The organism is Mesorhizobium sp. M00.F.Ca.ET.216.01.1.1, from assembly GCF_004010325.2.
Taxonomy (GTDB): Bacteria; Pseudomonadota; Alphaproteobacteria; order Rhizobiales; family Rhizobiaceae; genus Mesorhizobium.
In genome coordinates this window covers 152458-176958 of record NZ_SADR02000002.1, presented here as the reverse complement: position 1 = coordinate 176958, position 24501 = coordinate 152458, and the positions used below count along the sequence as shown (strand labels likewise).

General features: G+C 63.1%; 23 protein-coding genes and 1 tRNA gene. 19 read left to right on the top strand and 5 right to left on the bottom strand.

Features of this window, described 5'->3' with window-relative positions; all coding sequences use genetic code 11:
• Positions 1–197: 197 nt before the first annotated feature.
• Entirely contained in the window at positions 198–1367 is a 1170-nt protein-coding gene (locus EN859_RS03715; RefSeq protein WP_127851580.1) for a porin, read from the bottom strand.
• A gap of 454 nt (positions 1368–1821) precedes the next feature.
• Between EN859_RS03715 and EN859_RS03710 the strand changes: the two genes are divergently transcribed.
• The 3 genes from EN859_RS03710 to EN859_RS03700 all read left to right on the top strand — a co-directional run bounded on the left by EN859_RS03710 (position 1822) and on the right by EN859_RS03700 (position 4747).
• Positions 1822–1912 (top strand) — tRNA-Ser (locus tag EN859_RS03710).
• Between the two features lie 390 nt (positions 1913–2302).
• Entirely contained in the window at positions 2303–3436 is a 1134-nt protein-coding gene (locus EN859_RS03705; RefSeq protein ID WP_127851579.1) for a porin, read from the top strand.
• 252 nt (positions 3437–3688) lie between these two features.
• A complete protein-coding gene (locus EN859_RS03700; RefSeq protein WP_127851578.1) occupies positions 3689–4747 on the top strand; it encodes a site-specific integrase in 1059 nt (352 codons plus the stop codon).
• A 197-nt stretch (positions 4748–4944) separates the two neighbouring features.
• Here EN859_RS03700 and EN859_RS03695 read toward each other — a convergent pair whose 3' ends face one another.
• Positions 4945–5838 (bottom strand): alpha/beta hydrolase, encoded by an 894-nt coding sequence (locus tag EN859_RS03695; protein ID WP_127851577.1) that lies wholly within the window; start codon positions 5836–5838, stop codon positions 4945–4947.
• Positions 5839–5993: 155 nt separating this feature from the next.
• Positions 5994–8087, bottom strand: a complete 2094-nt coding sequence (locus tag EN859_RS03690) for a lytic transglycosylase domain-containing protein (protein ID WP_127851576.1) — start codon at positions 8085–8087, stop codon at positions 5994–5996.
• A gap of 236 nt (positions 8088–8323) precedes the next feature.
• Between EN859_RS03690 and dapA the strand changes: the two genes are divergently transcribed.
• The 4 genes from dapA (at position 8324) to EN859_RS03670 (ending at position 11371) form a co-directional block, all read left to right on the top strand.
• Positions 8324–9205: a 4-hydroxy-tetrahydrodipicolinate synthase gene (dapA, locus tag EN859_RS03685; protein WP_127851575.1), complete on the top strand. Its 882-nt coding sequence runs from the start codon at positions 8324–8326 to the stop codon at positions 9203–9205.
• Positions 9206–9230: 25 nt separating this feature from the next.
• Positions 9231–9710 carry an SsrA-binding protein SmpB gene (gene smpB / locus EN859_RS03680; protein ID WP_127851574.1) on the top strand — a complete coding sequence of 160 codons (480 nt, stop codon included), beginning with the start codon at positions 9231–9233 and terminating at the stop codon, positions 9708–9710.
• A gap of 90 nt (positions 9711–9800) precedes the next feature.
• Entirely contained in the window at positions 9801–10526 is a 726-nt protein-coding gene (locus tag EN859_RS03675) for a GH25 family lysozyme (protein ID WP_127851573.1), read from the top strand.
• A 287-nt stretch (positions 10527–10813) separates the two neighbouring features.
• The gene (locus EN859_RS03670; RefSeq protein ID WP_245525461.1) at positions 10814–11371 is read left to right on the top strand and encodes a hypothetical protein; all 558 of its coding nucleotides are present in this window, start codon (positions 10814–10816) and stop codon (positions 11369–11371) included.
• Here the strand turns inward: EN859_RS03670 and EN859_RS03665 are convergent.
• Both EN859_RS03665 and EN859_RS03660 read right to left on the bottom strand, forming a co-directional pair.
• The gene (locus EN859_RS03665; protein ID WP_245525460.1) at positions 11290–11952 is read right to left on the bottom strand and encodes a uracil-DNA glycosylase; all 663 of its coding nucleotides are present in this window, start codon (positions 11950–11952) and stop codon (positions 11290–11292) included. The two genes, EN859_RS03670 and EN859_RS03665, sit on opposite strands and share 82 nt — an antisense overlap.
• An 11-nt stretch (positions 11953–11963) precedes the next feature.
• The gene (locus EN859_RS03660) at positions 11964–12545 is read right to left on the bottom strand and encodes an NYN domain-containing protein (protein WP_127851572.1); all 582 of its coding nucleotides are present in this window, start codon (positions 12543–12545) and stop codon (positions 11964–11966) included.
• Positions 12546–12866: 321 nt separating this feature from the next.
• On the opposite strand from EN859_RS03660, the gene rpoZ reads away from it, so the two are divergent.
• The 12 genes from rpoZ (at position 12867) to EN859_RS03600 (ending at position 24500) form a co-directional block, all read left to right on the top strand.
• On the top strand, positions 12867–13268 hold the full coding sequence (gene rpoZ, locus EN859_RS03655; protein ID WP_127851571.1) for a DNA-directed RNA polymerase subunit omega: 402 nt from the start codon (positions 12867–12869) through the stop codon (positions 13266–13268).
• 111 nt (positions 13269–13379) lie between these two features.
• Positions 13380–15608 (top strand): bifunctional (p)ppGpp synthetase/guanosine-3',5'-bis(diphosphate) 3'-pyrophosphohydrolase, encoded by a 2229-nt coding sequence (locus EN859_RS03650; RefSeq protein ID WP_127851570.1) that lies wholly within the window; start codon positions 13380–13382, stop codon positions 15606–15608.
• 31 nt (positions 15609–15639) lie between these two features.
• Positions 15640–16218, top strand: coding sequence for an orotate phosphoribosyltransferase (gene pyrE, locus EN859_RS03645; protein WP_127851569.1), 579 nt, complete (start codon positions 15640–15642; stop codon positions 16216–16218).
• 13 nt (positions 16219–16231) lie between these two features.
• Complete coding sequence (locus EN859_RS03640) at positions 16232–16612, top strand: VOC family protein (RefSeq protein WP_189501668.1); 381 nt, start codon at positions 16232–16234, stop codon at positions 16610–16612.
• Between the two features lie 235 nt (positions 16613–16847).
• Positions 16848–17438 carry a DUF2062 domain-containing protein gene (locus tag EN859_RS03635; protein WP_127851568.1) on the top strand — a complete coding sequence of 197 codons (591 nt, stop codon included), beginning with the start codon at positions 16848–16850 and terminating at the stop codon, positions 17436–17438.
• Complete coding sequence (acpS, locus tag EN859_RS03630; protein WP_127851567.1) at positions 17435–17848, top strand: holo-ACP synthase; 414 nt, start codon at positions 17435–17437, stop codon at positions 17846–17848. Before EN859_RS03635 ends, acpS begins: the two co-directional genes overlap by 4 nt.
• A 76-nt stretch (positions 17849–17924) precedes the next feature.
• On the top strand, positions 17925–18674 hold the full coding sequence (lepB, locus tag EN859_RS03625; protein ID WP_127851566.1) for a signal peptidase I: 750 nt from the start codon (positions 17925–17927) through the stop codon (positions 18672–18674).
• A 4-nt stretch (positions 18675–18678) separates the two neighbouring features.
• The gene (gene rnc / locus EN859_RS03620) at positions 18679–19407 is read left to right on the top strand and encodes a ribonuclease III (protein WP_127851565.1); all 729 of its coding nucleotides are present in this window, start codon (positions 18679–18681) and stop codon (positions 19405–19407) included.
• Positions 19404–20336, top strand: coding sequence for a GTPase Era (era, locus tag EN859_RS03615; protein WP_127851564.1), 933 nt, complete (start codon positions 19404–19406; stop codon positions 20334–20336). Before rnc ends, era begins: the two co-directional genes overlap by 4 nt.
• Positions 20337–20411: 75 nt before the next feature.
• The gene (gene recO / locus EN859_RS03610; RefSeq protein WP_127851563.1) at positions 20412–21188 is read left to right on the top strand and encodes a DNA repair protein RecO; all 777 of its coding nucleotides are present in this window, start codon (positions 20412–20414) and stop codon (positions 21186–21188) included.
• Positions 21185–21703, top strand: coding sequence for a PaaI family thioesterase (locus EN859_RS03605; protein WP_127851562.1), 519 nt, complete (start codon positions 21185–21187; stop codon positions 21701–21703). The genes recO and EN859_RS03605 overlap by 4 nt, the downstream gene beginning before the upstream one ends.
• A gap of 67 nt (positions 21704–21770) precedes the next feature.
• The gene (locus EN859_RS03600; protein ID WP_127851561.1) at positions 21771–24500 is read left to right on the top strand and encodes a DUF2339 domain-containing protein; all 2730 of its coding nucleotides are present in this window, start codon (positions 21771–21773) and stop codon (positions 24498–24500) included.
• The last annotated feature ends 1 nt before the right edge of the window (position 24501 follow it).

Below are 24501 nucleotides of genomic sequence, written 5' to 3'. Positions count from 1 at the left end.
GATCTGTAAGGACTGCGAATGCCTGGAGCCGGCCCGTCGACCGCAGTTCCCAAAAAGAAACCGTCACGGGTTCGAATCGACCGTCAGCTTCGACTTTGAAAACCCGAACGGCACCGATCACAAACGACTGTCGGATGCCTCGAAACGAAAAACCCGGCGGTTGCCCGCCGGGTTCGATTTCGGTCAGACGCTGCTGATTAGAACGAGCGCTGGAAGCGGAGGAGGCCGCCGAGGCTGTCCTCATCGTCAGCATTGGTCCAGTTGGAGTCGGGGAAATTACCTGCATGGACGTAGTCGACTTCGGCCGTGACCGTCAGGCCGGGAACGACGTCGTAGGCGATATTCGCCGCAACGCCGAGATTCTCGCCTTCGTCATAGGATACCTGGGCGTTGAACGAGGTCTTCTCGTTGATGGTGTAGGTGCCACCACCCCAGATTGCCCAGTTTTCATCCCACTGCTTGTAGAAGCCGCGGCCGCCGGCGGGGATTGCATAGGTGTCGTCGGTGAGGTTGTCGTCCGTGCCGTAGCCGACCATGACGAACAGCGCGAGGTTCTGGATCGGCGTGATGTCCAAACGGACCTTGCCGGCCACTTCTTCGTAGTTGCTGTCATAAGCGATGACGCCGGTGATCGCACCCCAGCCTTGCGTCCACTTCAAGCCGCCGACGACATGCGGAACATAGCTGTCGATCGTGCCGATTTCGCCCGAGCCTTCTTCCAACGAGACCACGGCCGAGAAGCCGTTGCCGGCGTCGAAGTAGTACTGGACGACGTTGGTGTCGAAATCGCCATAGGGAACCAGCGTATCCTGGATGACGTTGCCGGCGTAGCCGATGAACGTATCGAAGGCCGATTCGTCCTTACCGACGCGGAGACCACCGAGCTGGATCCAGGCGAAGTTCAGCGAGACGCCCCTGTTGTGAGCGGGGTTAGAGACGTGCTCATCTATCAACGTTGTTGTTGGATCGTCCGGGGTGGCGTAGGCGTTTTCATTGCCGAAGTTGAAGCGGGTCTCGGTGTAGGTCTTCAACGTGCCGAGCTCGGTTTCCTGGCCGGTCCAGGTCTTCAGCGTGAAGCGGGCGTTCTTGCGGTAGGTGTCGTTCACGTCGCCGTCCTCGTGGTCGACGTTCTCCGCACCGTCGAACGAGCCGACGTCGCCGATGCCGATGTCGTAACGGACATAGCCGCCGATGCGCAGGCAGGTTTCGGTGCCGGGGATGTAGAAGTAGCCAGCGCCGTAGACGTCGCAGATCTTGACGTATTCAGCGGGTTCCGGCTCGGCGACGACGACGGCGTCGGCGGCGCGCGCACCGGAAACTGCGATCAGGGCCGCAGCGGAGCCGAGAAGAAGGCTCTTGATGTTCATTTTCTGACCTCCAGTCAAAAGTTAAAAAACGGGTCTGGGTATTCTTTGCTGAAGGACAGCGTTCCCTGCCCCATCCCCACTAACCGAAAAAGATGCGCACCGCGCCGCTCCTTCGAATTCGACATTACCCATGAGGCGATGGCGTTCAACCACGATCGTACCGGCGAAAGCGCTATCCGGGCGCTATCCCTATGCGTTGTTGCACAAATGACACGATTTGGCCTCAGTCGGAAAGCTCTCGTTAACTATCGAGGCCCTTGCGGCCCTTGCAATCCGGCCGAATCCGGCGATGGCGGTGCCGAAATTGCGGCCGAGCTCCCGACTCGCCAGCCAGGGAATCGCCGCAGAATCGCCGCATGGCGAAAGCGGCGTTTCGGCGAAAGCCTGATTTTTCAAGGATAATGGCGGCGGCTTGTTGATTGTGCCGGCGCTTTTCTTTATCCAGCGGCGCTACGGAGAGGTGGCCGAGTGGTCGAAGGCGCTCCCCTGCTAAGGGAGTAGAGGTCAAAAGCTTCTCGTGGGTTCGAATCCCATCCTCTCCGCCATCCTGCTTCGCGCTGCGCGCTTCGCAGGATAAGTTTTGTGAAAACCCTTGCAAAAGCAGGGCCATACCGCCTTCTCGGATTGATAGTTCCAGCTCCTGTCGATGGCGGCGCTGCCCCTCATCTGCCTGCCGGCATCTTCTCCCTATAGTGACGGCAGAAGGGACTGGCCGTGACGCTGGCGCCCCCTCTTCCGGTTTTTCACGCCCGATTCGAGCGTTATCTCAAATCCATTCCGGGCATGCTTTCGCCAAAGACGTCTGTGGTGAATGTCGGCACCCCACGCAGGGATCCAGCGATTTTCCGGAAAATCGCTGTAATTACATTTGCTTATCGCAGAAACGCACTTCGCCAGTTCCGCCATTTTGTTCGATTCTGACTGGAGGTCAGAAAATGAACATCAAGAGCCTTCTTCTCGGCTCCGCTGCGGCCCTGATCGCAGTTTCCGGTGCGCGCGCCGCCGACGCCGTCGTCGTCGCCGAGCCGGAACCCGCTGAATACGTCAAGATCTGCGACGTCTACGGCGCTGGCTACTTCTACATCCCCGGCACCGAAACCTGTCTGCGCATCGGCGGCTTTGTCCGTTACGACATCAGCGCTGGCGAAGAAGGTTCGTTCGATGGTGCGAGGGCTACCGACCACGAGGACGGCGACACAAACGACACTTGGCACAAGCAAGCCCGCTTCACGCTGAAGACCTGGACCGGCCAGGAAACCGAACTTGGCACCTTGAAGACCTTCACCGAAACCCGCTTCAACTTCGGCAATGGTGGTGGCGGCGTCGCCAGTAACCTCAACGGCGGCGACAACACCGCTGTTTCGCTGAATTTTGCTTGGATTCAGCTTGGTGGCCTGCGTGTCGGTAAGGACGAATCGGCCTTCAACACGTTCATCGGCTACGCCGGCAACGTCATCCAGGATACGCTGGTTCCTTACGGCGATTTCGATACCAACGTCGTCCAGTACTACTTCGACGCCGGCAACGGCTTCTCGGCCGTGGTTTCGTTGGAAGAAGGCGCAGGCGTCATTGGCACTATCGACAGCTACGTTCCGCATGTCGTCGGCGGCGTGAAGTACACGCAGGGCTGGGGCGCCATCACCGGCGTCATCGCTTACGATAGCAACTATGAAGAGTGGGCCAGCAAGGTTCGCTTGGACGTGACCCCAGTGCAGAATCTGGCACTGTGGGTCATGGCCGGCTACGGCACGGACGACAACCTCTCGGATCCGACCTATGCAATCCCTGCCGGCGGCCGCGGCTTCTATAAGCAGTGGGGCGGCAACTGGGCGATCTGGGGTGGTGGCACCTACACCATCAACGAGAAGACCTCGTTCAATGCCCAGCTCTCCTATGACGAGGACAAGAACTTCGGTGTTGCGGCGAACATTGCCTACGACATCGTTCCTGGTCTGACGATCACGGCCGAAGTCGATTACATCGACGAAGGCGACTCCAACTGGACTGGTATTCCGGCCGGTGACGATAGCGCCATCGGCGGTATCCTTCGCTTCCAGCGCTCGTTCTAAGGGCCGGGCTTACATGTGAAATCCAGCCCGGGCGCTTCAACGCCCGGGCTGTTTTGTTTTCGTGACATTGTTTTTCGCGACTGGGCGGTCAGGGCAACAGAAGGAAAAGGGGGATCGGCAGCTGAACTAAGTCTGCGCAACGGTTTCGTGGGATCCGCCATCTGGCGGATGAAATCGATTTGTCTGACTTAAACTCTTGAAAGGACGTTTCCAAGCAGATAGGTGTCGCCTATCCACTCGGGGGTGTGGTAAATAATGACAAACGAAGCGATTCAAGAGGGCGCGCCCTCTGACCACTTTGCGATGTTTTCTTCTCAGAATGCCAAGATAAAATACAGTTATAACAAGATCAGAGAAGTAAAGTCGTATAGGGTCGGAGAGCTGTTTTCAGCATACCGAGATATACTCTGGGATGACGGGCGGCACAAATACAATGTCAGCTCCTTCATCGGCGAAATAGACGAGATCCTCCTCGGGAAGCGTTTCAGCGCCTTTGACCAGAGCACCCTGGACAATCTTATCGGCACCTTGCGTCAGCGCGGCAACAGCAACGCAACCATCAATCGAAAGATGGCTGCTCTCAGCAAACTGCTGCGCAAGGCTCACAAGATGGGGGATATCCACAGCCTGCCCGAGTTCCGCCGCCAGAAGGAGCGGGCGGGACGGATTCGTTTCCTCGAGAAGGACGAAGAGGCCCGGCTGTTCGCCGCGATAAAGAGCCGCAGCGAGGATGCCTATCGGCTCTCTGTCTTTCTCGTCGACACCGGCTGCCGTCTCGGCGAGGCGCTCGGCCTGATCTGGAACGATATCCAGGAACATTGCGTCAGTTTCTGGATCACCAAGTCTGGCCGCAGCCGCACCATCCCGATGACCGCCCGCACCAAGGAAGTGATCAAGCTGCCGGTCACCGAGAGCCGCCGGCCCAAGGGTCCTTTCACCAAGCTCAGCCAGGCGCAGTTCCGCGCCATCTGGAATGACGCCAAGGCCGAGGTCGGGCTAGGCGGCGACGACCAGGTGGTGCCGCACATCTTGCGCCATACCTGCGCCTCGCGTCTTGTCCAGGGCGGCATCGACATCAGGCGCGTGCAGATGTGGCTCGGTCACCAGACGCTTTCGATGACCATGCGTTACGCGCACCTGGCCACGAACGACCTCGACGGCTGCGTCATCGTGCTGGAAACGCCAAGGTGCAATGGATCGGAGAGCAGCGCGGCAATCCCTCAGGCTTCACCCTGCGCAGCAGCGCAGGAGATCAAAATCGAGCCGACCGCAGCGACGAGACCGGCCGGGAAAAGCGCTAAAGCCCAGTAATTCTGCCGATCTGGCGTAAGGCTACCAGGGCAGATCGCTCAGGTTTTGGATCTGCCCTCAGCTCGTTCCGAGCGTTGGCGGCGCCGACTTCGGCAGCTGGTTGTCGCCGACACGAGTGTCATTTGTCGGCAGCGATTGCCCTGCCGAGCTTGCTTATACTAAAGTGACAACTCCAAGACCGATTGTGGTCTTGAGTTTTACTTTAACTTGGACTGCCGCTCGGCCCGGTCGAGAAACGCCGCGATGCTGCCGGACAGGCTGCCGGTCTCGAGGAAAGGTGCATGGCCCTGGCCCTCGACCGTGATCGCCTCCATGCCGGGATGACGCTTTCGCATCTGCTCCAGCGTTTCGATGGACAGAAGTTTCGAATTGGCGCCGCGTATCGCAAGCATCGGTATGGCAGCCAGCGCCTCGAACTGCGGCCATAGATCAGGTAGCGGCTTGGCGGGGTCGAGGCCGGCCAGCGTGTCGACCAGCTTCGGGTCGAAATCCGGCATCAGTCCTGCAGCCGTCTCGCGATAAAGAGCCCATACCATCCGTTGCCAATCCGTCTCTGTCAGCGCGGGAAAGTCATCGCCATGCGCGCGGCGTTGGGCGCTGACCGCCTCGGTACAGGTTTTCGGCTGGGGCGAAGGGTCAAGATAGGAGCGGATATGGGCAAGCCCGGTTGATTCGATCACCGGGCCGATGTCGTTGAAAACAATGGCTTTCAGCGCAGCCGGCCGTATCGCGCCGAGCATATGGATGATCAGCCCGCCGCGCGACGTGCCGATGAAGGCCGCGTTGTCGATGCCCAACGTTGCCAGCCCGGCGAGGATGTCGCTAGCCTCGACGCCGACATTATAGTGGCTGATATCGGGATCGTAGGCGGACTGCCCGCGCCCGCGATAGTCGAAGACAACGATTTTTCGCTTCGTCCGCATCGACAGATGCAGCGCCAGCTCATGAAAATCGCGGCAATTGCGGGTCAGGCCCGGCAGGCAGACGACTGGCCAGAGTGCGGAATTCGCTTCGCCATAGATGCGGGCGTGCAGTTCAAGCCCGTCCGGCGCGGCATAGAAGAAATCGGAGAAATCATGGTCGTTCGGCATGTGGACTCCTCGCCCCGTCGGATCGTTTTCGACTGCTACAGGTGAGGGCAGGGGCGGTCAAATCGAAGCGCCGGCGCTGAAAAATCCTTAAGATGTTGGCGAGACAGGGGGGCGCGAAGGATCGCCAGCCCTTGGCTTAAACTGTCGCCCCTCGCTTAACCCCGTCCGTTCACCAGGTCTCCGACAATGTCGTATCTGCCGGAAATGCGCATCTTGTAGACCTCGTAATTCTCCATCACGCGCTGCACGTAGCTTCTTGTTTCCGTGTAGGGAATCCGCTCGATCCAGTCGACGACGGCGTCGATGTCCTTGCCGCGTGGGTCGCCATACTTGGCCACCCACAGGGCGGCGCGGTTGGGGCCGGCATTGTAGCCGGCAAAGGTCAGCACGTAGGAGCCGTCGAAGCGGCCGAGCTGCTCGCCGAGGAATGCCGCGCCCAGCGTCGCGTTGTAGCCGGCATCGGTGGTCAGCCGCGCCTGCGAGAAGCTCAATCCGGCCTTCTTGGCCAATTGTTTGGCGGTGCCCGGCATCAGTTGCAGCAGCCCGCGCGCGCCGGCGCTGGAGATGGCGCCGATGTTGAACTCGCTTTCCTGGCGGGCGATCGCATAGGCCAGCGCCTTGCCCGAGCCGGAAATGTTGGCGGTGTCGGGAATGACGCCCAGCGGATGCGACAGCGCGCCGACATCGATGCCGCGCGCGCCGGCGATCTTGCCGACCTTCAGCGCCATGAAGTGGTTGCCCTGTTTTTCCGCCAGTACGGCAAGCAGCGCCAGTTCGCCGGGGCTGGTCAGCTGCCCGGCAAGGTCGCGATAGAGCGTCTCGGCATAGCGGTCGTAGCCCGCCTCCTGCAGCCGCTTGATAGCGCTGACGGCCTCGCGGGCGGCAAAATTCCGGCGGTCGGCGGCACTCGGCTGCGGGTAGACGATGTTGAGGTTGGTCCGGCCGACGCGCTCGCCGGCGAGCTGGCCGTAGTAGGTGGTGCCGTAGGCGGCGGCACGGGTGAAATAGTCCTTGGCGTTGCCGGGGCCGCCGACTTCGGCGGCGCGGCCGAGCCAGTAATAGGCGCGCGACAGCGCCATCGGCCCCTGGGCGAGGTCGGCGATCCGCGCGAAATGTTTTGCGGCGGTGTTTGGATCGTTGAGGCCGCGCAGCGCGTACCAGCCGGCATGGAACTCCGCCTCGGCGGCATTGGCGGCACTTTCGGCGGCGTGCGCGGCTACTATCTGGTAGGCGGTCTTCATGTCGCCCCGGTCGACCAGTTCGCGCGACAGCACCCGGCGCTCGACCCACCAGGCGTCGGGGTCGACCAGCGCGTCGCGGTCGCTCGGCGCCTTCATCACCACCGCGGCGGCGTCGGAAAACTTCTGTTGTTTGCGCAGATATTCGGCCTCGGCGAAGAAATAGCCGGCCGAACGCTGCTCGGCCGGCACCGCCTTCAGCAGCTTGGCCGCGTTGTTGTCGCCCCTGTCCGCCGCTGCCCAGGCATCGGCCAGTTGCTGGGCGCCTGCGAGGCCGGCGACGCGCAGCGCCGAATTGACCCGGTCGGCATAGAACATGCGCTCCATGCGCAAACGGTGGTCGGCGGCCGGGATCAGCGTGCCGAACTCGCGGATGATCGCCGCCTCGTCCTTGGCTTCGAGCTTTTCTGTGCGCCAGAACGGCGACAGCACCGAGCGCGCTGCCTTGGCGTTGCCCAACGACATATAGGAGCGGGCGAGGATCACCACACCCTCGAATGTCTGCGGCTGGCTGCCGTCGAACGCCTTCACCACGATTTCGGGCGAGGGGTTCTCGCGGTAGAGCGCGCGCTCGCTGTTCTTGCGCAGGGCGATTGTGCCCGGCCAATTGGGCAGCATCTTCGCTGCGTCCGCAATGTCGCCGCTCGGCACCTTGTCGCCGCCATAGAGCGCGATCGCCCAGGCAAGGATGTGGCGGTCGAGCGAATTGGCCGGCAACGCCTCGCGCACCTTGCGCGCAGCGGCAATGTCGTTGGCCGCCAGCGCGTCGAGGCCGCTCTTCAGCATGACGACGCTGGTGGATGGGGACGGCTGCCCGTCTTGCAGGCTGTTGTCCTGCAGGCTGTTGTCTTGCAGGCTATCGCGCCGCAGGTCCTGAGGGCTCGGCACAGGTATCGGGATGGCCGACGTCAGCTGCACGTCGACGCTGCCGCCGATCGCCGCGCCCGGCATCAACGCAACGATCGCGCCAACCAGCGCGAAAAGCCGATTCCGTCTGGCGGTTTGCGTCATCCCTGTCCTTGCACATGACCCACAGGCACAGATGGACTGAGCCTAGTCGGCTGTGGTGAAGAGCCCGTAAACAAAAGATTATAGAGGTCGTTGGAATTGCACTTGCTGGCACCAAGGCAATGCTTGCCGCGCAACAATGTCGAGACTATGGTGCGCGGCTTCGCTTTCGGCTAGAAGGCGCGCACGACAAAACACCAAAATACCAAGAACCTATAAGTCCCAAGGAGTTGGACGACATGCTGAGAGGCTCGCTGACCGCGCTCGTCACACCGTTCGAAAAGAGCGGCCGTTTCGACGAGAAAGCCTTTCGCGCACTTGTCGACTGGCAGATCGCCGAAGGCACCACGGGCCTGGTCCCGGTCGGCACCACCGGCGAGTCGCCGACGCTGTCGCATGATGAGCACCGCCATGTCGTCAAGGTCTGCATCGAGGTGGCCAAGGGCCGCGTTCCGGTCGTCGCCGGCGCCGGCTCCAACAACACCGAAGAAGCGGTTGGGCTGGTCCAGTATGCCGAGAAGGCGGGCGCCGACGCAGCCCTCGTCGTCACGCCCTATTACAACAAGCCGACGCAGCGCGGTCTCTACGCGCATTTCGCCGCGGTCGCCAAGGCGACCAGTCTGCCGATCATCATCTACAACATTCCGCCGCGCTCGGTCATCGACATGACGCCGGAGACGATGGGCCAGCTGGTGCACGACTTCAGGAACATCGTCGGCGTCAAGGACGCCACCGGCAAGGTCGAGCGGGTTTCCGAGCAGCGCGCCACCTGCGGCAAGGATTTCATCCAGCTGTCCGGCGAGGATGCCTCTGCGCTCGGCTTCAACGCGCATGGCGGCGTCGGCTGCATTTCGGTGACGTCGAATGTCGCGCCGCGGCTATGCGCCGAATTCCAGGAGGCAACGCTTTCCGGCGACAGCGCCAAGGCACTGGATCTGCAGGACCGCCTGTTGCCGCTGCACAAGGCGATCTTCCTGGAGCCCGGCGTTTCCGGCGCAAAATATGCGCTGTCGAAGCTGGGTAAGGTCGAGAATGTGCTGCGTTCGCCGCTGATGACGGTCGAGCCATCGACGGCCGAGAAGATCGATGCGGCCATGAAACATGCCGGCTTGATTAATTAGTGCTGAGGCGCCACCTCTCCGCATCATGAATCAAGTCAGAAAAGCCGATCCCAACAACAAGACCGTTGCGGAAAACCGCAAGGCGCGGTTTTCCTACGAGGTGCTCGACACCATAGAGGCCGGCCTGGTGCTGACCGGCACCGAGGTCAAGTCGCTGCGCCAGGGCCAGGCCAACATCCAGGACAGCTACGCCTCGGTCGAGGGCGGTGAGATCTGGCTGATCAATTCCTATCTGCCGGAATATCTGCAGGCCAACCGCTTCAACCACGAGCCGCGCCGGCGCCGCAAGCTGCTGCTCAACAAGCGCGAGATGGCCAAGCTGGCGCAGAGCGTCGACCGCGAAGGCATGACGCTGGTGCCGCTAAAAATCTATTTCAACGACAAGGGCCGCGCCAAGCTCTTGCTTGCCGTCGGCCGTGGCAAGAAACTGCACGACAAGCGCGAGACCGAGAAGCAGCGTGACTGGTCGCGCGAGAAGGGCCGGCTGCTGAAGGAGCGTGGATGAGAGATGTCCGGCGCTAGCTGACGGCGAAGGTCCGATCTGCCTCTTTGGCAGGGAGCGCTGACAAAAGGCAGGATACGACAGGGGGTAGTCTTGAAGAACCGGATCATCCTCTGGGGGGCTGCAATTCTGGTCCTGGCGTGCCTCGTCGCTGTGGGCGGCTTTCTCTATTTCCAGACCTTTTCTCCGGACCGCAGCAGCTATCCGGTCCGAGGCATTGACGTTTCCCATCATCAGGGCCGGATCGACTGGCGGCGCGTTGCTGCCGATGATGTCGCCTTCGCCGTCATCAAGGCGACCGAAGGCGGCGACCATGTCGACGATGCTTTCGCCGCCAACCTGCGCGAGGCCCGCGCCGCCGGTATCGCGGTCGGCGCCTATCATTTCTTCACCTTCTGCAGGCCGGGCGCCGACCAGGCGCGCAATTTCCTCTCCACGGTGCCTCGCGACCAGCCGCTGCTGCCGCCGGTCGTCGACATCGAATTCGGCGGCAATTGCCCGCAGCGGCCGTCGCCTGAACAGCTGAATGCCGAACTCCAGGCGTTCCTCGGCCCGGTCGAGGCAGCGTTCGGCAAGACGGCGATCGTCTATGTGACGGACGAGGCCGCAGATGCCTACGGCAAACAGATCGTCGGCCGCCCGCACTGGCTTCGCTCGCTGGCGCTGCGGCCAAGCCAGGACGACTGGATTTACTGGCAGTACCACAACAGGGGCCGTGTCGACGGCATCAGCGGTGATGTCGATCTGAACGTTCTCAAGGGCGGGCAGGGGACGCTGGCCGCACTATTCGCGCCGCCTGAATCGATGTCTTCGAATTAGCGAACGTCACTCCCGCCGGCACGCCTTGCTGGAGGGACAGCACCACTCTTGCGCAACCTGTTTCGGTGGGGCCGCGCCGAAGTTCATGGGACTTGCTTGGTGCAGTAATTCATCTCAGCGCTGCAAGGAAACGCTTGCCTCTCGATCTGAAGGCATTAAGCCTTCGCAAATGCGGCTGTTCACATCGTATTCTAAATCGCAGGTGAAACGGTAAATGCCCGAGCGTCCTTCATCAGTGAAAAAACAGCAATGTCCCGCCTACTGCGACAGAAGGCGGCGATTCTCGCTTGGCTTTTGTTTACGCAGAGGCGGTGCGTGGTCTCGAACACCAGCAGGGCGTGGTTGAAAATCTCAATACCCGCGCAGGAAATCTGATCTTCGCAACCGCGTTCGCAGGTTCTCTTCTTGGAGGCAGGGCGCTCGCCGATGGAGTGGGGCCGTGGGACTGGCTGGCGCTGGCATTGCTTTTTCTTATCGGGTTGCTGGTCGTGTTCATGTTGTGGCCGTACTACAACTATACGTTCCGCTTCGACCCGGAGCAGTTGCTCCAGGACTTCGTCGACCAGGATCCTCCTGCAACCATGGATGGGATGCACCGGGCGCTTGCGCTCCGTATCAAATCCGACATGGCCGGCAATTGGCGGATCATTCAGCGCCTGCGCATCGCGCTGCAGCTGGCGCTGTTTCTATTGTCGCTGGATATTTTGGCCTGGTTGTTCGCGATCGCCTCTGATACTTCTGGCCGAATGGGGCGCGTCCGCCTCTATTTCTTCAGAAAAGCTTCTATCTCATTGAAGACATTGACGAACATCGCTTCCGTCAAGCGGCCCGTGTTGGTGTTGTAGCGCGAGCAGTGGTAGCTGGAGAACAGCGTGATGCCGTCGGTCTGCTGCTGCCCGCCATGCCGGAACGGGTAGGCGGCGACGCGCTGGCCGAGCGCCCGCACGGTCGACTGGTGGGCGATCGAGCCCAGCGCCAGCACGGCGCGCAGGTTTTTGAACCGCGCGACTGTCGGCACCAGGAACCAGCGGCAGGTAGCAATCTCGGCGCCCGCCGGCTTGTTGTCCGGCGGCACACAGCGCACCGCGTTGGTGATCGCCGTGCCGACAAGTTCCAGCCCGTCATCCGGCCGTGCCTTGAACTCGCCGCGTGCCATGCCGTGCGCGATCAGTGTGTTGTAGAGCAGGTCGCCGGCGAAGTCGCCAGTGAACGGACGTCCAGTCCGGTTCGCCCCGCGCAGGCCCGGCGCCAGCCCGACGATCAGCAGCCTGACGGCTTCCTCGCCCTCCGGTGGCAAAAAGGTCGGCACCGGCGCGTTGAACCATGACGGTTCGCGCTGCCGCCATCCGGCGATGAAGTCGTGCAGCCGCGGGCAGAGCGGGCAGTCGCGGTCGGGCTCGGGGGAGGCTGCCAAGGGCGCGGTCAACGCCGCCGCCGTCAATAGTCTTCCTCGTCGACTTCGGCCGGCTCGGGCCGGCGCACCGGCCGCTCGGACGGATCGCGGCCGACTTCGTTCTTCAGCGTCATCAGGTCGATGAAATGGTCGGCCTGGCGGCGCAGGTCATCCGAGATCATCGGCGGCTGCGAGGCCATGGTGGAGACGATCGAGACCTTGCGCCCGCGCCGCTGCAGCGCCTCGACCAGCGTGCGGAAATCTCCGTCCCCGGAGAAGATGACATAGTGGTCGACGACATCGGCAATTTCCAACGCATCGACGGTCAGCTCGATGTCCATATTGCCCTTGATCTTGCGGCGGCCGGTCGAGTCGGTGAATTCCTTGGCCGGCTTGGTCACCACCTTGAAGCCGTTATAGTCGAGCCAGTCGATCAGCGGCCGGATCGAGGAATATTCCTGATCCTCGACCAGCGCGGTGTAGTAATAGGCGCGCAGCAGGTAGCCGCGTTTCTGGAAGCTCGCCAGCAGCTTGCGATAGTCGATGTCGAAGCCGAGCGCGCGCGACGTGGCGTAAAGATTGGCACCGTCGATAAAAAGGGCGATTTTTTCACGAGGGTCGAACATGGAAAATATTCCTTTTCGAAAATAAGCGGTCGTGTAAATGCGCGTGACTATCGGTCGGCTTCAAATAGACCGGCTGACCTTCGTCATTCGAGATAACGCCGGTTTTACGGCAATCCAAGGGTATGATGCTGCACAGCAAGCAATTGTGATCGGTGCCGTATCGTCGCGGGCGGCGCGCCTGGACCTCGCCTTGGCCCGGCCTTGGCCCGGCCCCGGACTTGGCCCTGGAACCGGCATTGCCAAAAAGCTTGTATTTTGGCGGCGTTCAGGTTATGGACCGCGCCTGTTTTCCATCAAATCCAGGCATGAAAGGGGCAGCTCATGGCCCGCGTAACCGTTGAAGATTGCATCGACAAGGTCGATAACCGCTTCGAGCTCGTGCTTCTAGCCGGCCACCGTGCCCGCCAGATCAGCCAGGGTGCGCAGATCACCGTTCCTCGCGACAACGACAAGAACCCGGTCATCGCATTGCGCGAGATCGCCGAAGAAACGCTGTCGCCCGACGACCTCAAGGAAGATCTGATCCACTCGCTGCAGAAGCATGTCGAGGTCGACGAGCCGGAGGCTGACGGCGAGGCGATCGCCGACCAGACAGGCGGCGCTGTCGCGGCAGCTGATGCCGACGACACCGAGGACAACATCACCTTCGACCGCATGACCGAGGAAGACCTCCTGGCCGGCATCGAAGGTCTGGTGCCCCCGGAAAAAAGCGACGACTATTGATCTTTGCCGCGACTGCCGACACTTTCGCGTCGGCAGTTTCGTGGTTATCTATGACATGCGCCGTACACCAGTGCGGCGCATGATTCATTTCAGCGCTGCGAGATCCTGCCCATGATGCGTCAGTATGAGCTTGTCGAGCGCGTCCAGCGCTACAAGCCTGACGTCAACGAGGCGTTGCTGAACAAGGCCTATGTCTATGCCATGCAGAAGCATGGCCACCAGAAACGTGCCTCCGGCGACCCCTACTTCTCGCATCCGCTCGAAGTCGCCGCCATCCTCACCGAAATGCACATGGATGAGGCGACGATCGCGGTTGCCTTGCTGCATGACACGATCGAGGACACCACGGCGACGCGGGCCGAGATCGACGAGCTGTTCGGTCCCGAAATGGGCAAGCTGGTCGAAGGCCTGACCAAGCTGAAGAAGCTCGACCTCGTCTCCAAGAAGGCCGAGCAGGCGGAGAACCTGCGCAAGCTCCTGCTGGCGATCTCCGAAGACGTTCGCGTGCTTCTGGTCAAGCTCGCGGATCGGCTGCACAACATGCGCACCCTCAACCATGTGCCGGAAGCCAAGCGCCTGCGCATCGCCGAAGAGACGATGGATATCTATGCGCCGCTGGCCGGGCGCATGGGCATGCAGGGCATGCGCGAGGAGCTGGAGGAGATCGCCTTCCGCTTCATCAATCCGGAAGCCTATCGCGCCGTCACCGCCAGGCTTGCCGAAATCTTCGAGCGCAACAAGGGCGTGCTGTCGGAGATCGAAGAGGCGCTGTCCACGCTGTTCGACAAATATGCCATCAAGGCCGAGGTCAAGAGCCGCCAGAAGAAGCCGTGGTCGGTGTTCCGCAAGATGGAAGCCAAGGCGCTGTCCTTCGAGCAGCTGTCCGACATTTTCGGCTTCCGCGTCGTGGTCGAGACGGTCGAGGACTGCTACCGCGCGCTCGGCGCAATCCACACCACCTGGTCGATGGTGCCCGGCCGCTTCAAGGACTACATCTCGACGCCGAAACAGAACGACTACCGGTCGATCCACACCACCATAGTCGGGCCGTCGCGCCAGCGCGTCGAATTGCAGATCCGCACCCGCCAGATGAACAAGATCGCCGAATACGGCGTTGCCGCGCATTCGATCTACAAGGATAGCGGCGGCAAGGTGAACGGCACTGCCCACGCGATCTCGAAGGAGACCAATGCCTATGCCTGGCTGCGGCGCACCATCGAGCAGTTGGCCGAAGGCGACAATCCCGAGGATTTCCTCGAGAACACCAAGCTGGAACTGTTCCAGGATCAGGTGTTCTGCTTCACGCCGAAGGGCATGCTGATCGCACTGCCGCGCGGCGCCACGCCGATCGACTTCGCCTATGCGGTGCACACCGATGTCGGCGACACCTGCGTCGGCGCCAAGGTCAACGGCCGCATCATGCCGCTGATGACGGAACTGAAAAACGGCGACGAGGTCGAGATCATCCGCTCCAAGGCGCAGGTGCCGCCGGCGGCCTGGGAATCGGTCGTCGTCACCGGCAAGGCGCGCTCGGCCATCCGCCGCGCCACCAAGGCTGCCATCCGTAAACAGTATTCGGGCCTCGGCGCGCGTATTCTGGAGCGCGCCTTCGAACGGGCGGGGAAGACCTACACCAAGGAAAGCCTGAAGCCGGTGCTGCACCGGCTGGCGCGCAAGGACATCGAGGACGTACTGGCCTCGGTCGGCCGCGGCGAGCTTGCCTCCACCGACGTCATGAAGGCGGTATTTCCCGACTACAAGGACGAGCGCGTCACGCTGGCGGCGCCCAAGCAGCGCGAGGAGGGCTGGTCGAAGATCCGCAACGCCGCCGGCATGCTGTTCCAGATTCCGGGCCGCGCTGCCCGCAAGGACAAGGACCAGCCTAAGGATGGTGCCGTACCGATCCGCGGCGTGCGCGGCGACCTGCCGGTGCGCTTCGCCCCGGAAGGCGCGGTGCCCGGCGACCGCATCGTCGGCATCGTGCAGCCGGGAACCGGCATCACCATCTATCCGATCCAGTCGCCGGCGCTGCAGGCCTTCGACGACCAGCCCGAGCGCTGGATCGATGTGCGCTGGGACATAGACGAGCGCACCAAGGAGCGCTTTCCGGCACGCGTCTCGGTCACCGCCATCAACGCGCCGGGCTCGCTGGCCGACATCGCCCAGGTCGTTGCGTCGAACGACGCCAACATCCATACATTGTCGATGGTGCGCACCGCGCCCGATTTCACCGAAATGCTGATCGATCTCGAAGTCTGGGATCTGAAGCACCTGAACCGGCTGCTTGCGCAGCTCAAGGACAATTCGAGCGTCAGCGATGCGCGACGCGTCAACGGTTGACATCCCTATCGGGCACGGAGGCAAAGCAGCGATGAACACCGACGAAGTGCTGAGCATTTTCCGCGAGGCCGGCGCCGTCCTCGAAGGGCATTTCATCCTGACGTCAGGCTTGCGAAGCCCGGTGTTCCTGCAGAAGGCGCGGGTCTTCATGCATGCCGACAAGACCGAGCGCCTGTGCAAGGCGCTGGCCGAAAAGATCCGCGCTGCGGTGCCGGGCAGGATCGACTATGTCGTCGGCCCGGCGGTCGGCGGGCTGATCCCGGCCTACGAGACCTCGCGCCATCTTGGCGTGCCGGCGATCTGGGTCGAGCGGGAAGGGGGCGAATTCCGGCTCCGCCGCTTCGAGATCGCCAGAGGCGCGCGCGTCGTCATCGTCGAGGACATCGTCACCACGGGCCTGTCGATCCGCGAGACCATCGAATGCCTGCGCGCGCTCGGCGCCGAGGTCGCCGCCGCCGCCTGCATCATCGACCGCTCGGCCGGCAAGACCGATGTCGGCGTGCCGCTGATCGCGCTCGCCGAATACGAGGTTCCGGCCTATCCGGCCGACAGGCTGCCGCCCGAGCTTGCCGCCATACCGGCAATCAAGCCCGGCAGCCGCAATATTTGAGAGAAACAATGCCGTGATTGCCGGCATCGATCATTTCGTGCTGACGGTTCGCTCTGTCGACGACAGCTGCGACTTCTACCGGCGTGTGCTCGGCTTCCAGCGCCTCGACGAGCCGGACCGGCCGACGGCGCTGCTGTTCGGAACGCAGAAGATCAATCTGCATGAAGTAGGCCGCACCTTCGAGCCGAAGGCCAAGGCGCCGACGCCCGGCTCCGGCGATTTCTGCCTGGTCGCTGCCCGGCCGCTCGCCGAAATATGCGCCAGCCTGGCGGCCAACGGCGTTGCCGTGGAAGTCGGTCCGGTCGAACGGATCGGCGCCCGTGGGCCGATGATGTCGGTCTATTTCCGTGACCCTGACGGCAATCTCGTCGAGGTCAGCGAATACAGATTGTAGGTGGCGCTCCTCAAATCCGCCGTGATTGTACTGCGTTGGGATGGCGAAACGCCGGTCCTGAAAGGCTGCAACTGCGGCCGGTGAGCCGTCAGCCCTTCAGTTGTCCTTGGGCCGGCGCGTCGCTATATCAAAGTCGTTGTTGCCTTCCGGCGACCTCAAAGCGCAAGATATGGTTTATGCGCCCCGGCCGGACTGGCCGGCGCGAAACCTTTGGTGAGTTGGGAACTGTAACAGAGTGCTTTTTCGACGCCGCAAGCCTGACGGATTTTTCGAGCGGGTGCGTACTTATCTATGGCCGCGCCGCTCGTTTTCGCGCTCGCTGCTGTATTTTTCCAAGCGCATCCTGCGGCTGAAGGCCACACCGCACGCGGTGGCCGCTGGCGTTGCGGCGGGCGTGTTCGCATCGTTCTTTCCGCTCGGCTCTCACTTCATCATCGCCTTCGTCATCTCCTGGCTCATCGCGGGCAATCTGGTCGCGGCAGCGCTCGGCACGGCGGTCGGCAATCCGCTGACCTTTCCGCTGTTGTGGGGGGCGTCCTGGGAGGTCGGCAAGCTGATCCTGCACGAACGGCTGCCGGTGCATGGGCCGCCGGCGCATCTCGGCGACATGCTGCACAACCTTTCCTTCGCGCAATTGTGGGGACCGATCCTGAAGCCGATGATGATCGGCGCCGTACCGCTTGGTCTGATCTTCGGCCTTCTGTTCTACGGCGTCACCCGCTGGGGCATGACCGCCTTCCGCGAACAGCGGCGCAAGCGCCTGGCCGAAAAGGCCGGGAAAGCCGGACGGGCTGGGCAAGCCGGGCGGGAAGTTCCCGCGGAATGATCATCGGCATCGGCAGCGACCTGATCAATATCAGACGCATCGAAAAGTCGCTGGAACGGCACGGCCAGCGCTTCATCCAGCGCATCTACACCGAGGTCGAGCAGGCCCGCTCCGAAAACCGCAGGGCACGCGCAGCCTCCTATGCCAAGCGCTTTGCCGCCAAGGAAGCCTGCGCCAAGGCGCTCGGCACCGGCTTGGCACAGGGCGTGTTCTGGCGCGACATGGGCGTCGTCAACCAGCCGAGCGGCAAGCCGACCATGGCGCTGACCGGCGGGGCGGCGGCGCGATTGGACAAAATCCTGCCGAAGGGACACAGGGCGGCGATACACCTCACGATCACCGATGATTTTCCGCTTGCTCAAGCCTTCGTGATCATCGAGGCGTTGCCCGTCGAAGAAGCGCCATATTGATTGCATCTGACCACTGGCCGGCGTTGCCCAGCGCGCGTCGAGACTCTATACCAACCAACGCACAATCGAGGACGACATGAGCGTGGCTGAAAAAACACAGAAGAAATCCGGCGGGCTTGGCGAAACCGTCAGCGTCATCGTCCAGGCACTGCTGCTTGCACTGGTCATCCGCACGCTCCTGTTCCAACCGTTCTCGATCCCGTCCGGGTCGATGCGTCCGACTTTGCTCGAAGGCGACTATCTGTTCGTCACCAAATGGGCGTATGGCTATTCGCGCTATTCGCTGCCATTCGGACCGGACATCTTTTCCGGCCGCATCTGGGGCAGCGAGCCGAAGCGTGGCGACGTTGTGGTGTTCAAGTTCCCGCCGGACCCGTCCGTCGACTACATCAAGCGCGTCATCGGCCTGCCGGGCGACAAGATCATGGTCAGGGATGGCCAGCTCTTCATCAACGGCGTCGGCGTGCCGCGCGTCAAGGTCGGCCAGATCGACAATCCCGACGTCACCGAAGTCGACCGTCCCGTCGACGTCTATCGCGAGACACTGCCAAACGGCATCACTTACGACACGCTCGACCTGACGCCGAACTCGATCGGCGACAATACCCGCGAATTCGACGTGCCGCCCGGCCACTATTTCATGATGGGCGACAACCGCGACAATTCCAGTGACAGCCGCTTCTCGGTCGGTTTCGTGCCGGACGAGAACCTGGTCGGCCGTGCCAACGTCATCTTCTTCTCGATCGCCGACAGCGCCAGCCCGCTCGAAATCTGGAAATGGCCGTCGCTGATGCGCGCCTCGCGCCTGTTGCACTTTGTCAATTAGGGTTATGGCGGCGACAAAACGCTTGACTGCCGGTGCGCTCGCCGAAGCGCTCAAGGAGCGTACCGGTCATACATTTTCCGACCACCAGCGCCTGCAGCGCGCGCTGACCCATGCCAGCGCCCGCGGCAGCCACGCCGGCGTCGACTATGAGCGTTTTGAGTTTCTCGGTGACCGCGTTCTTGGCCTTGTCGTTGCCGACATGCTGCTGGCCGCGTTTCCCGATGCTGCCGAGGGTGAGCTGTCGCTGCGGCTCAACGCGCTGGTCAATGCCGAGGCGCTGGCGGAAATCGCCGAGGAGATCGGCCTGCCGGAGCTGATCCGCGCCGGCTCGGACGTGCGCGGCCTCGACGGGCGCAAGCGCGTCAATCTGCGCGCCGATGCGCTGGAATCGCTGATCGCCGTGCTTTATCTCGACGGCGGGCTGGAAGCGGCCAGCGCCTTCATCCACAAATACTGGCGGCCTCGCTCGCAGGCCATCGGTGCCGCCCGCCGTGACGCCAAGACTGAATTGCAGGAATGGGCACACCAGGCGGCGGCCGGCGCGGTGCCGGTCTATGCAATCGACAGCCGCGAGGGGCCGGATCACGATCCGCTGTTCACGGTCAGCGTCAAGGTCGGCGCCTATCCGCCGGCGAGCGGCAGCGGCCGTTCCAAGCGCGAAGCCGAGCAGGCCGCTGCCGCGGCGCTGCTGTTGCGCGAAGGCGTCTGGTTTAATGAGGGGAGCGCGGCATGACCGCCACCGAAGACGTCTCTTCTGCAACGGGGGCCACCCCTACGCGCTCGGGCTTCGTCGCCCTGATCGGCGCGCCCAACGCAGGGAAATCGACGCTGGTCAACCAGCTGGTCGGTGCCAAGGTGTCGATCGTCACCCACAAGGTGCAGACGACGCGCGCCATCGTGCGCGGCATCGCCATCCATCATAACGCCCAGATCGTCTTCGTCGACACACCAGGCATCTTCAAGCCGAAGCGCCGGCTGGACACGGCGATGGTGACCACCGCCTGGGGCGGCGCCAAGGATGCCGATGTCGTGCTGCTTTTGATCGACGCCGAGCGCGGCATCAGGGGCGACGCCGACGCCATCCTCGAACGGCTGAAGGATGTCCAGCAGCCGAGGGTGCTGATCCTCAACAAGGTCGATAGGGTCAAGCCCGAGGCGCTGCTGGCATTGTCGGCGGCAGCCAACGAGCGTGTGCCGTTCAAGCGTACCTTCATGATCTCGGCGCTGACTGGCTCGGGCTGCAAGGACTTGCTCGATTATCTCGCCGAAACCTTGCCTGCCGGCCCCTGGTATTATCCGCAGGACCAGATCTCCGACCTGCCGATGCGCCAGCTCGCCGCCGAGATCACCCGCGAAAAGCTCTATCTCAGGCTGCATCAGGAACTGCCCTATTCCTCCCATATAGAGACCGAGAAATGGGAAGAGAAGAAGGACGGCTCGGTGCGCATCGAGCAGGTCATCTATGTCCAGCGCGACAGCCAGAAGAAGATCGTGCTCGGCCACAAGGGCGAGACGATCCGCGCCATCGGCCAGGCGGCGCGCATGGAGATATCAGGCATCCTCGAACAGAAGGTGCACCTCTTCCTGTTCGTCAAGGTACGCGAGAACTGGGGCGACGATCCCGAGCGTTACCGCGAGATGGGGCTTGAGTTTCCGCACTGAACTTGTTCAGCGACGCTGCGGTGCCGCAAAAGCAAAATCTTGATTTCGTCATCCAAGCGGTGACAAGCTCTCGTCATGGAATGGCATGACGAGGGAATCATTCTCGGCACCCGCAAGCATGGCGAAACCAGCGCCATCCTCGAGGTGATGACGCGCGCGCATGGCCGCCATCTCGGCCTTGTGCGCGGCGGCCGCTCGCGCAAGCAGCAGCCGGTGCTTCAGCCCGGCAACCGCGTCGACCTGTTGTGGCGGGCGCGGCTCGACGAGCATCTCGGCATCTTCCAGGCCGAGGCGATCGAGATGAACGCTGCCCGGCTGATGGACAGCGCCATTGCCGTCTATGGGCTGCAGACCATGGCCGCGCATCTGCGGCTTCTTCCTGAGCGCGACGCCCATGGCGGCCTCTACGAGACGCTTGCCGTGATGATCGCCCATCTCGACGATGCGGATGCCGCCGGCGAGCTGGTGGCGCACTTCGAGCTCCTCGTCCTCGAAGAGCTCGGCTTCGGCCTCGATCTCAGCCAGTGCGCCGCGACCGGCACCAGGCAGGACCTTGCCTATGTCTCGCCGAAATCCGGCCGCGCCGTATCGCGCGCCGCAGGCGAACCGTGGCGCGACAAGATGCTGCCGCTGCCGGCCTTCCTGCAGCGCGGCTCCGGCCTGCACGCCGATCCGGCGGCCATCGAGGACGCTTTCCGGCTGACCGGCTTCTTCCTCACCCGCCATGTCTACGAACCGCGCGGCGTCGAGCAGCCCGGCGCCCGCGCCGGCTTCCTCGCCGCCTTGCGCAAGCACCACGCTGCCTGCAAGGAGATTGGCGGGGAGATCGCCGCCGGAGAAACCACCACATGAGCGAAGTGGAACTCTACCCCGGCCGGCTCTCGCCCCTCGGCCTCGGCACCATTCCGCATGGCGACATCCTGAAATACACCGGACTGGAACTGCTCCAGCGCATCATCGACAACGAGTATCCGGCGCCGCCGATCTCCTTCCAGCTCAACTTCGATCTTATCGAAGTGTCGGAAGGACGCGCGGTGTTCCATGGCATGCCGAGCGAGCGCCATCTCAACCCGCTGGGCGGCGTGCATGGCGGTTGGGCGGCGACACTGCTGGATTCGGCGCTTGCCTGCGCGGTGCAGACGCTGCTTGTCAGGGGCGAGGCCTATACCACGGCGGAGTTCAAAGTGAATTTGACGCGGCCGATCACGCCGAAGACTGGCGAGGTGGTCTGCGAAGGCAAGGTCGTCCACAAGGGCCGCACTCTGGCGGTTTCGGAAGCGACGCTGAAGGATGCCAATGGCAAGCTGCTGGCTTTCGGCACCGAAACATGCTCGATCTTTCCGGCAGCCAATCTGGCGGCGCGTTGAATGGACTGGCCGTTTGGCCGCCGCATTTGAATGTCAGTGAAAACTGGCCTGGTTTGGGGGAACCGCCATGTTTGAAAGCCTGATCGGCCTTGTCGCCATCATCGCATTGTTCGTCATCATCTCGCGCCAGCAGAGCCGCATTGGCCTGATCGAGCGCGAGCTTGGCGCGCTGCGCAGCCTCGTGCTTTCCGGTGCCGTGTCGCCTGCAGCCAAACCAACCGAACAGGCAACGACGGAAGGTAAGCCGGCGGATGCGGCTTCTGTGGCGGCGGCCGACATTGCCTCGCCACCGGCAAGCGCGCCGGAAACACCGGCCGCGGCAGCTGATGCCAGCACCGGCGAGGTCGTGCCCGGGCCATGGGCTCCGGGTGAAGCGACGCCGGCTGCGGCGGAGCCTGTCAGGCCGGACGCGGCAGCGGCGAGGGCCGCCCGCCAGACCGATGTCGAAACGGCGCTCGGCACTCGCTGGGCGGTCTGGGTCGGCGGCATCGCGCTGGCGCTGGGCGGCCTGTTCCTGATCCGCTACACCATCGAGGCCGGTATTTTCGGGCCAGGCGTGCGGCTGGCCATGGCGGCGGTGCTCGGCCTGGTGCTGGTCGTTGCTGGCGAGTTCATCCGCCGTACCGGTTTCCGGGTGCCGGTGCAGGGTGCTGCCGGCGCCTACATTCCAGCGATCCTGACCGCCGCCGGCGCCTTCATCCTGTTCGGCACGGTCTATGCCGCGCATGGCATCTACGGCTTCATCGGTCCGACACTCGCCTTCACGCTGCTCGGCGCCATCGGTGTGGCGACGATCGCAGCAGCTCTTGTCCACGGCCAGGCGCTGGCCGGTATCGGCCTGCTCGGCGCCATGGTGACGCCGATGCTGGTCGCCTCGCAGGCGCCCAATCCGTGGGCGCTGTTCGGCTATCTGGCGATCGTGCTTGCCGCCACCGGCGTCATCGCCCGCATGCGCGACTGGAGGTTGCTGATGGCGGCGGCCTTCGTCGGCACCGGCATCTGGACCATTCTCTACATGACCGACGCGCCGGCTGCGAACCTCTCCGCCATCCTGTTCATCGATGCCGCAACCCTTGCCGTGCTCGCCTTTGTCTGGCTCGGCGCTCGCGGCGAGGCCGAACCCGTGCACGGCTTCGACTGGCCGTCCATCGCGCCTGGTCTCTTCGTCGGCCTTTCGGCGCTGGCGCTGTTCGTCGATCCGGTCTTTGCCGCCGCCGGTGATGCCGTGCCGGGCGCCGTGCTGATCGTGGCGCTGGTGGCGGTGGCGCTCTACCGGCCGCGAGCGCTGCCGCTGCTGCATGCCGCCGGCCTGGCGACGATGCTGGTCTATCTCGGCATCATCCCGCCAACCACGATCGGCTCCGACATTTCCAGCGGCCTCGACGGCCTGCCGGTGGCAGCGGCCGATGCCTTGACGCTGCGCATCGGCATCGCGCTCGCGCTGGTCTTCATCGGCGCCGGCTTCCGGGCGGCGCGGAAGTTTGCGGCAGCCGCCTGGGTGCAGTCCGCCTCATGGGCGGCATGGGGCGTCATCGCGCCGCTGGTCATCCTGCTGGCGCTCTGGTTCACCTTTGGCAATCTCGACCGCGACCTTGTCTACGCAGCCATCGCTGCGTTGCTGGTCGTGGTTTTCGCCGCCGGCGGCGAGTGGATCGCGCGCGCTGAGGAGCCGCCGCTGCAGGGCGGTGCGGCGGTATCGTTCGCGCTCAGTGGGGCGGCTGCCGCCGGCCTGTTGATGCTGCACATGGCCTTCGGCTCCGGCTGGACCACCATCCTGCTTGGCACTGCGGCCATCGTGCCAGCACTGGCCACGCGCTGGCGCAGCTATCCAGTGCTCGGCTGGATCTCGGTCGGTACCGTGATTGCGGTGCTCGGCCGCGTCGCCTTTGACCCGACCGTCGTCGGCGCCGAATTCCTGTCGACGACGCCGGTCTTCAACTGGCTGCTGCCGGGCTACGGCGTGCCGGCGCTCGCCTTCGGCTTTGCCGCCTGGCAGCTCGCCCGCACCACCAATGGCCGGCCGCGCCTCGCCATGGAGGCGGGCGCCGCGCTGTTTGCGCTGCTCACCGTCGCCATGCTGGTGCGCCACGCCATGCATGGCGGCGTCATCGACACGGGTGCTGCGACGCTCGCCGAGCAGGCTATCTACACGCTGATCGCCATCGGCGCCGGCGCCATCCTGGTCGCCATCGACATGCGTTCGCCAAGCTCGGTGCTGCGCTATGGTTCGCTTGCGGCGGGCGTGGTCTCGGCAGCCTTCGTCGTCGTCCAGCACTTTCTGGTGTTGAACCCGCTGTTCACAGACGAATCGACCGGCTGGATTCCGGTATTCGACCTTCTCTTCCTTGCCTATCTCTTGCCGGCGATCGCCGCTGGCGGGCTGGCGCTCTATGCCCGCGACAAGCGGCCGAAATGGTATGCGGCAATGCTGGCATTAATGGCGGCACTGCTCGTCTTCGCCTACGCCACGCTGTCGGTCAGGCGGCTGTTCAAGGGCGAGTTCATTGGCCTGTGGAGCGGCCTCGGCCAGCTGGAGACCTACACCTATTCGGCGCTGTGGCTGTTGATCGGCGTGGCGCTGCTCACCGCAGGCGTCCGGCTGAAGTCGCAGGTGCTGCGCATCGCGTCGGCCGCGCTGATCTCGATCGCAGTGCTGAAGGTCTTCCTCTTCGACATGTCGGAACTGGAAGGCGTGCTGCGGGCGCTGTCCTTCATCGGCCTCGGCGCGGTACTGATCGGCATCGGCCTGTTTTACCAGCGCCTGCTGACACGGGCGGCCAGACCTAAGGAAGGGTAAG

What these genes read in the sequence shown, in the direction of transcription:
- EN859_RS03600 (WP_127851561.1), top strand. Translation starts at nt 21,771, where the DNA reads ATGTTTGAAAGCCTGATCGGCCTTGTCGCCATCATCGCATTGTTCGTC.
- rnc (WP_127851565.1), top strand. Translation starts at nt 18,679, where the DNA reads ATGGCGGCGACAAAACGCTTGACTGCCGGTGCGCTCGCCGAAGCGCTC.
- EN859_RS03690 (WP_127851576.1), bottom strand. Translation starts at nt 8,087, where the DNA reads ATGACGCAAACCGCCAGACGGAATCGGCTTTTCGCGCTGGTTGGCGCG.
- pyrE (WP_127851569.1), top strand. Translation starts at nt 15,640, where the DNA reads ATGAACACCGACGAAGTGCTGAGCATTTTCCGCGAGGCCGGCGCCGTC.
- EN859_RS03650 (WP_127851570.1), top strand. Translation starts at nt 13,380, where the DNA reads ATGATGCGTCAGTATGAGCTTGTCGAGCGCGTCCAGCGCTACAAGCCT.
- recO (WP_127851563.1), top strand. Translation starts at nt 20,412, where the DNA reads ATGGAATGGCATGACGAGGGAATCATTCTCGGCACCCGCAAGCATGGC.
- EN859_RS03605 (WP_127851562.1), top strand. Translation starts at nt 21,185, where the DNA reads ATGAGCGAAGTGGAACTCTACCCCGGCCGGCTCTCGCCCCTCGGCCTC.
- EN859_RS03695 (WP_127851577.1), bottom strand. Translation starts at nt 5,838, where the DNA reads ATGCCGAACGACCATGATTTCTCCGATTTCTTCTATGCCGCGCCGGAC.
- rpoZ (WP_127851571.1), top strand. Translation starts at nt 12,867, where the DNA reads ATGGCCCGCGTAACCGTTGAAGATTGCATCGACAAGGTCGATAACCGC.
- smpB (WP_127851574.1), top strand. Translation starts at nt 9,231, where the DNA reads ATGAATCAAGTCAGAAAAGCCGATCCCAACAACAAGACCGTTGCGGAA.
- acpS (WP_127851567.1), top strand. Translation starts at nt 17,435, where the DNA reads ATGATCATCGGCATCGGCAGCGACCTGATCAATATCAGACGCATCGAA.
- EN859_RS03705 (WP_127851579.1), top strand. Translation starts at nt 2,303, where the DNA reads ATGAACATCAAGAGCCTTCTTCTCGGCTCCGCTGCGGCCCTGATCGCA.
- lepB (WP_127851566.1), top strand. Translation starts at nt 17,925, where the DNA reads ATGAGCGTGGCTGAAAAAACACAGAAGAAATCCGGCGGGCTTGGCGAA.
- EN859_RS03715 (WP_127851580.1), bottom strand. Translation starts at nt 1,367, where the DNA reads ATGAACATCAAGAGCCTTCTTCTCGGCTCCGCTGCGGCCCTGATCGCA.
- era (WP_127851564.1), top strand. Translation starts at nt 19,404, where the DNA reads ATGACCGCCACCGAAGACGTCTCTTCTGCAACGGGGGCCACCCCTACG.
- dapA (WP_127851575.1), top strand. Translation starts at nt 8,324, where the DNA reads ATGCTGAGAGGCTCGCTGACCGCGCTCGTCACACCGTTCGAAAAGAGC.
- EN859_RS03660 (WP_127851572.1), bottom strand. Translation starts at nt 12,545, where the DNA reads ATGTTCGACCCTCGTGAAAAAATCGCCCTTTTTATCGACGGTGCCAAT.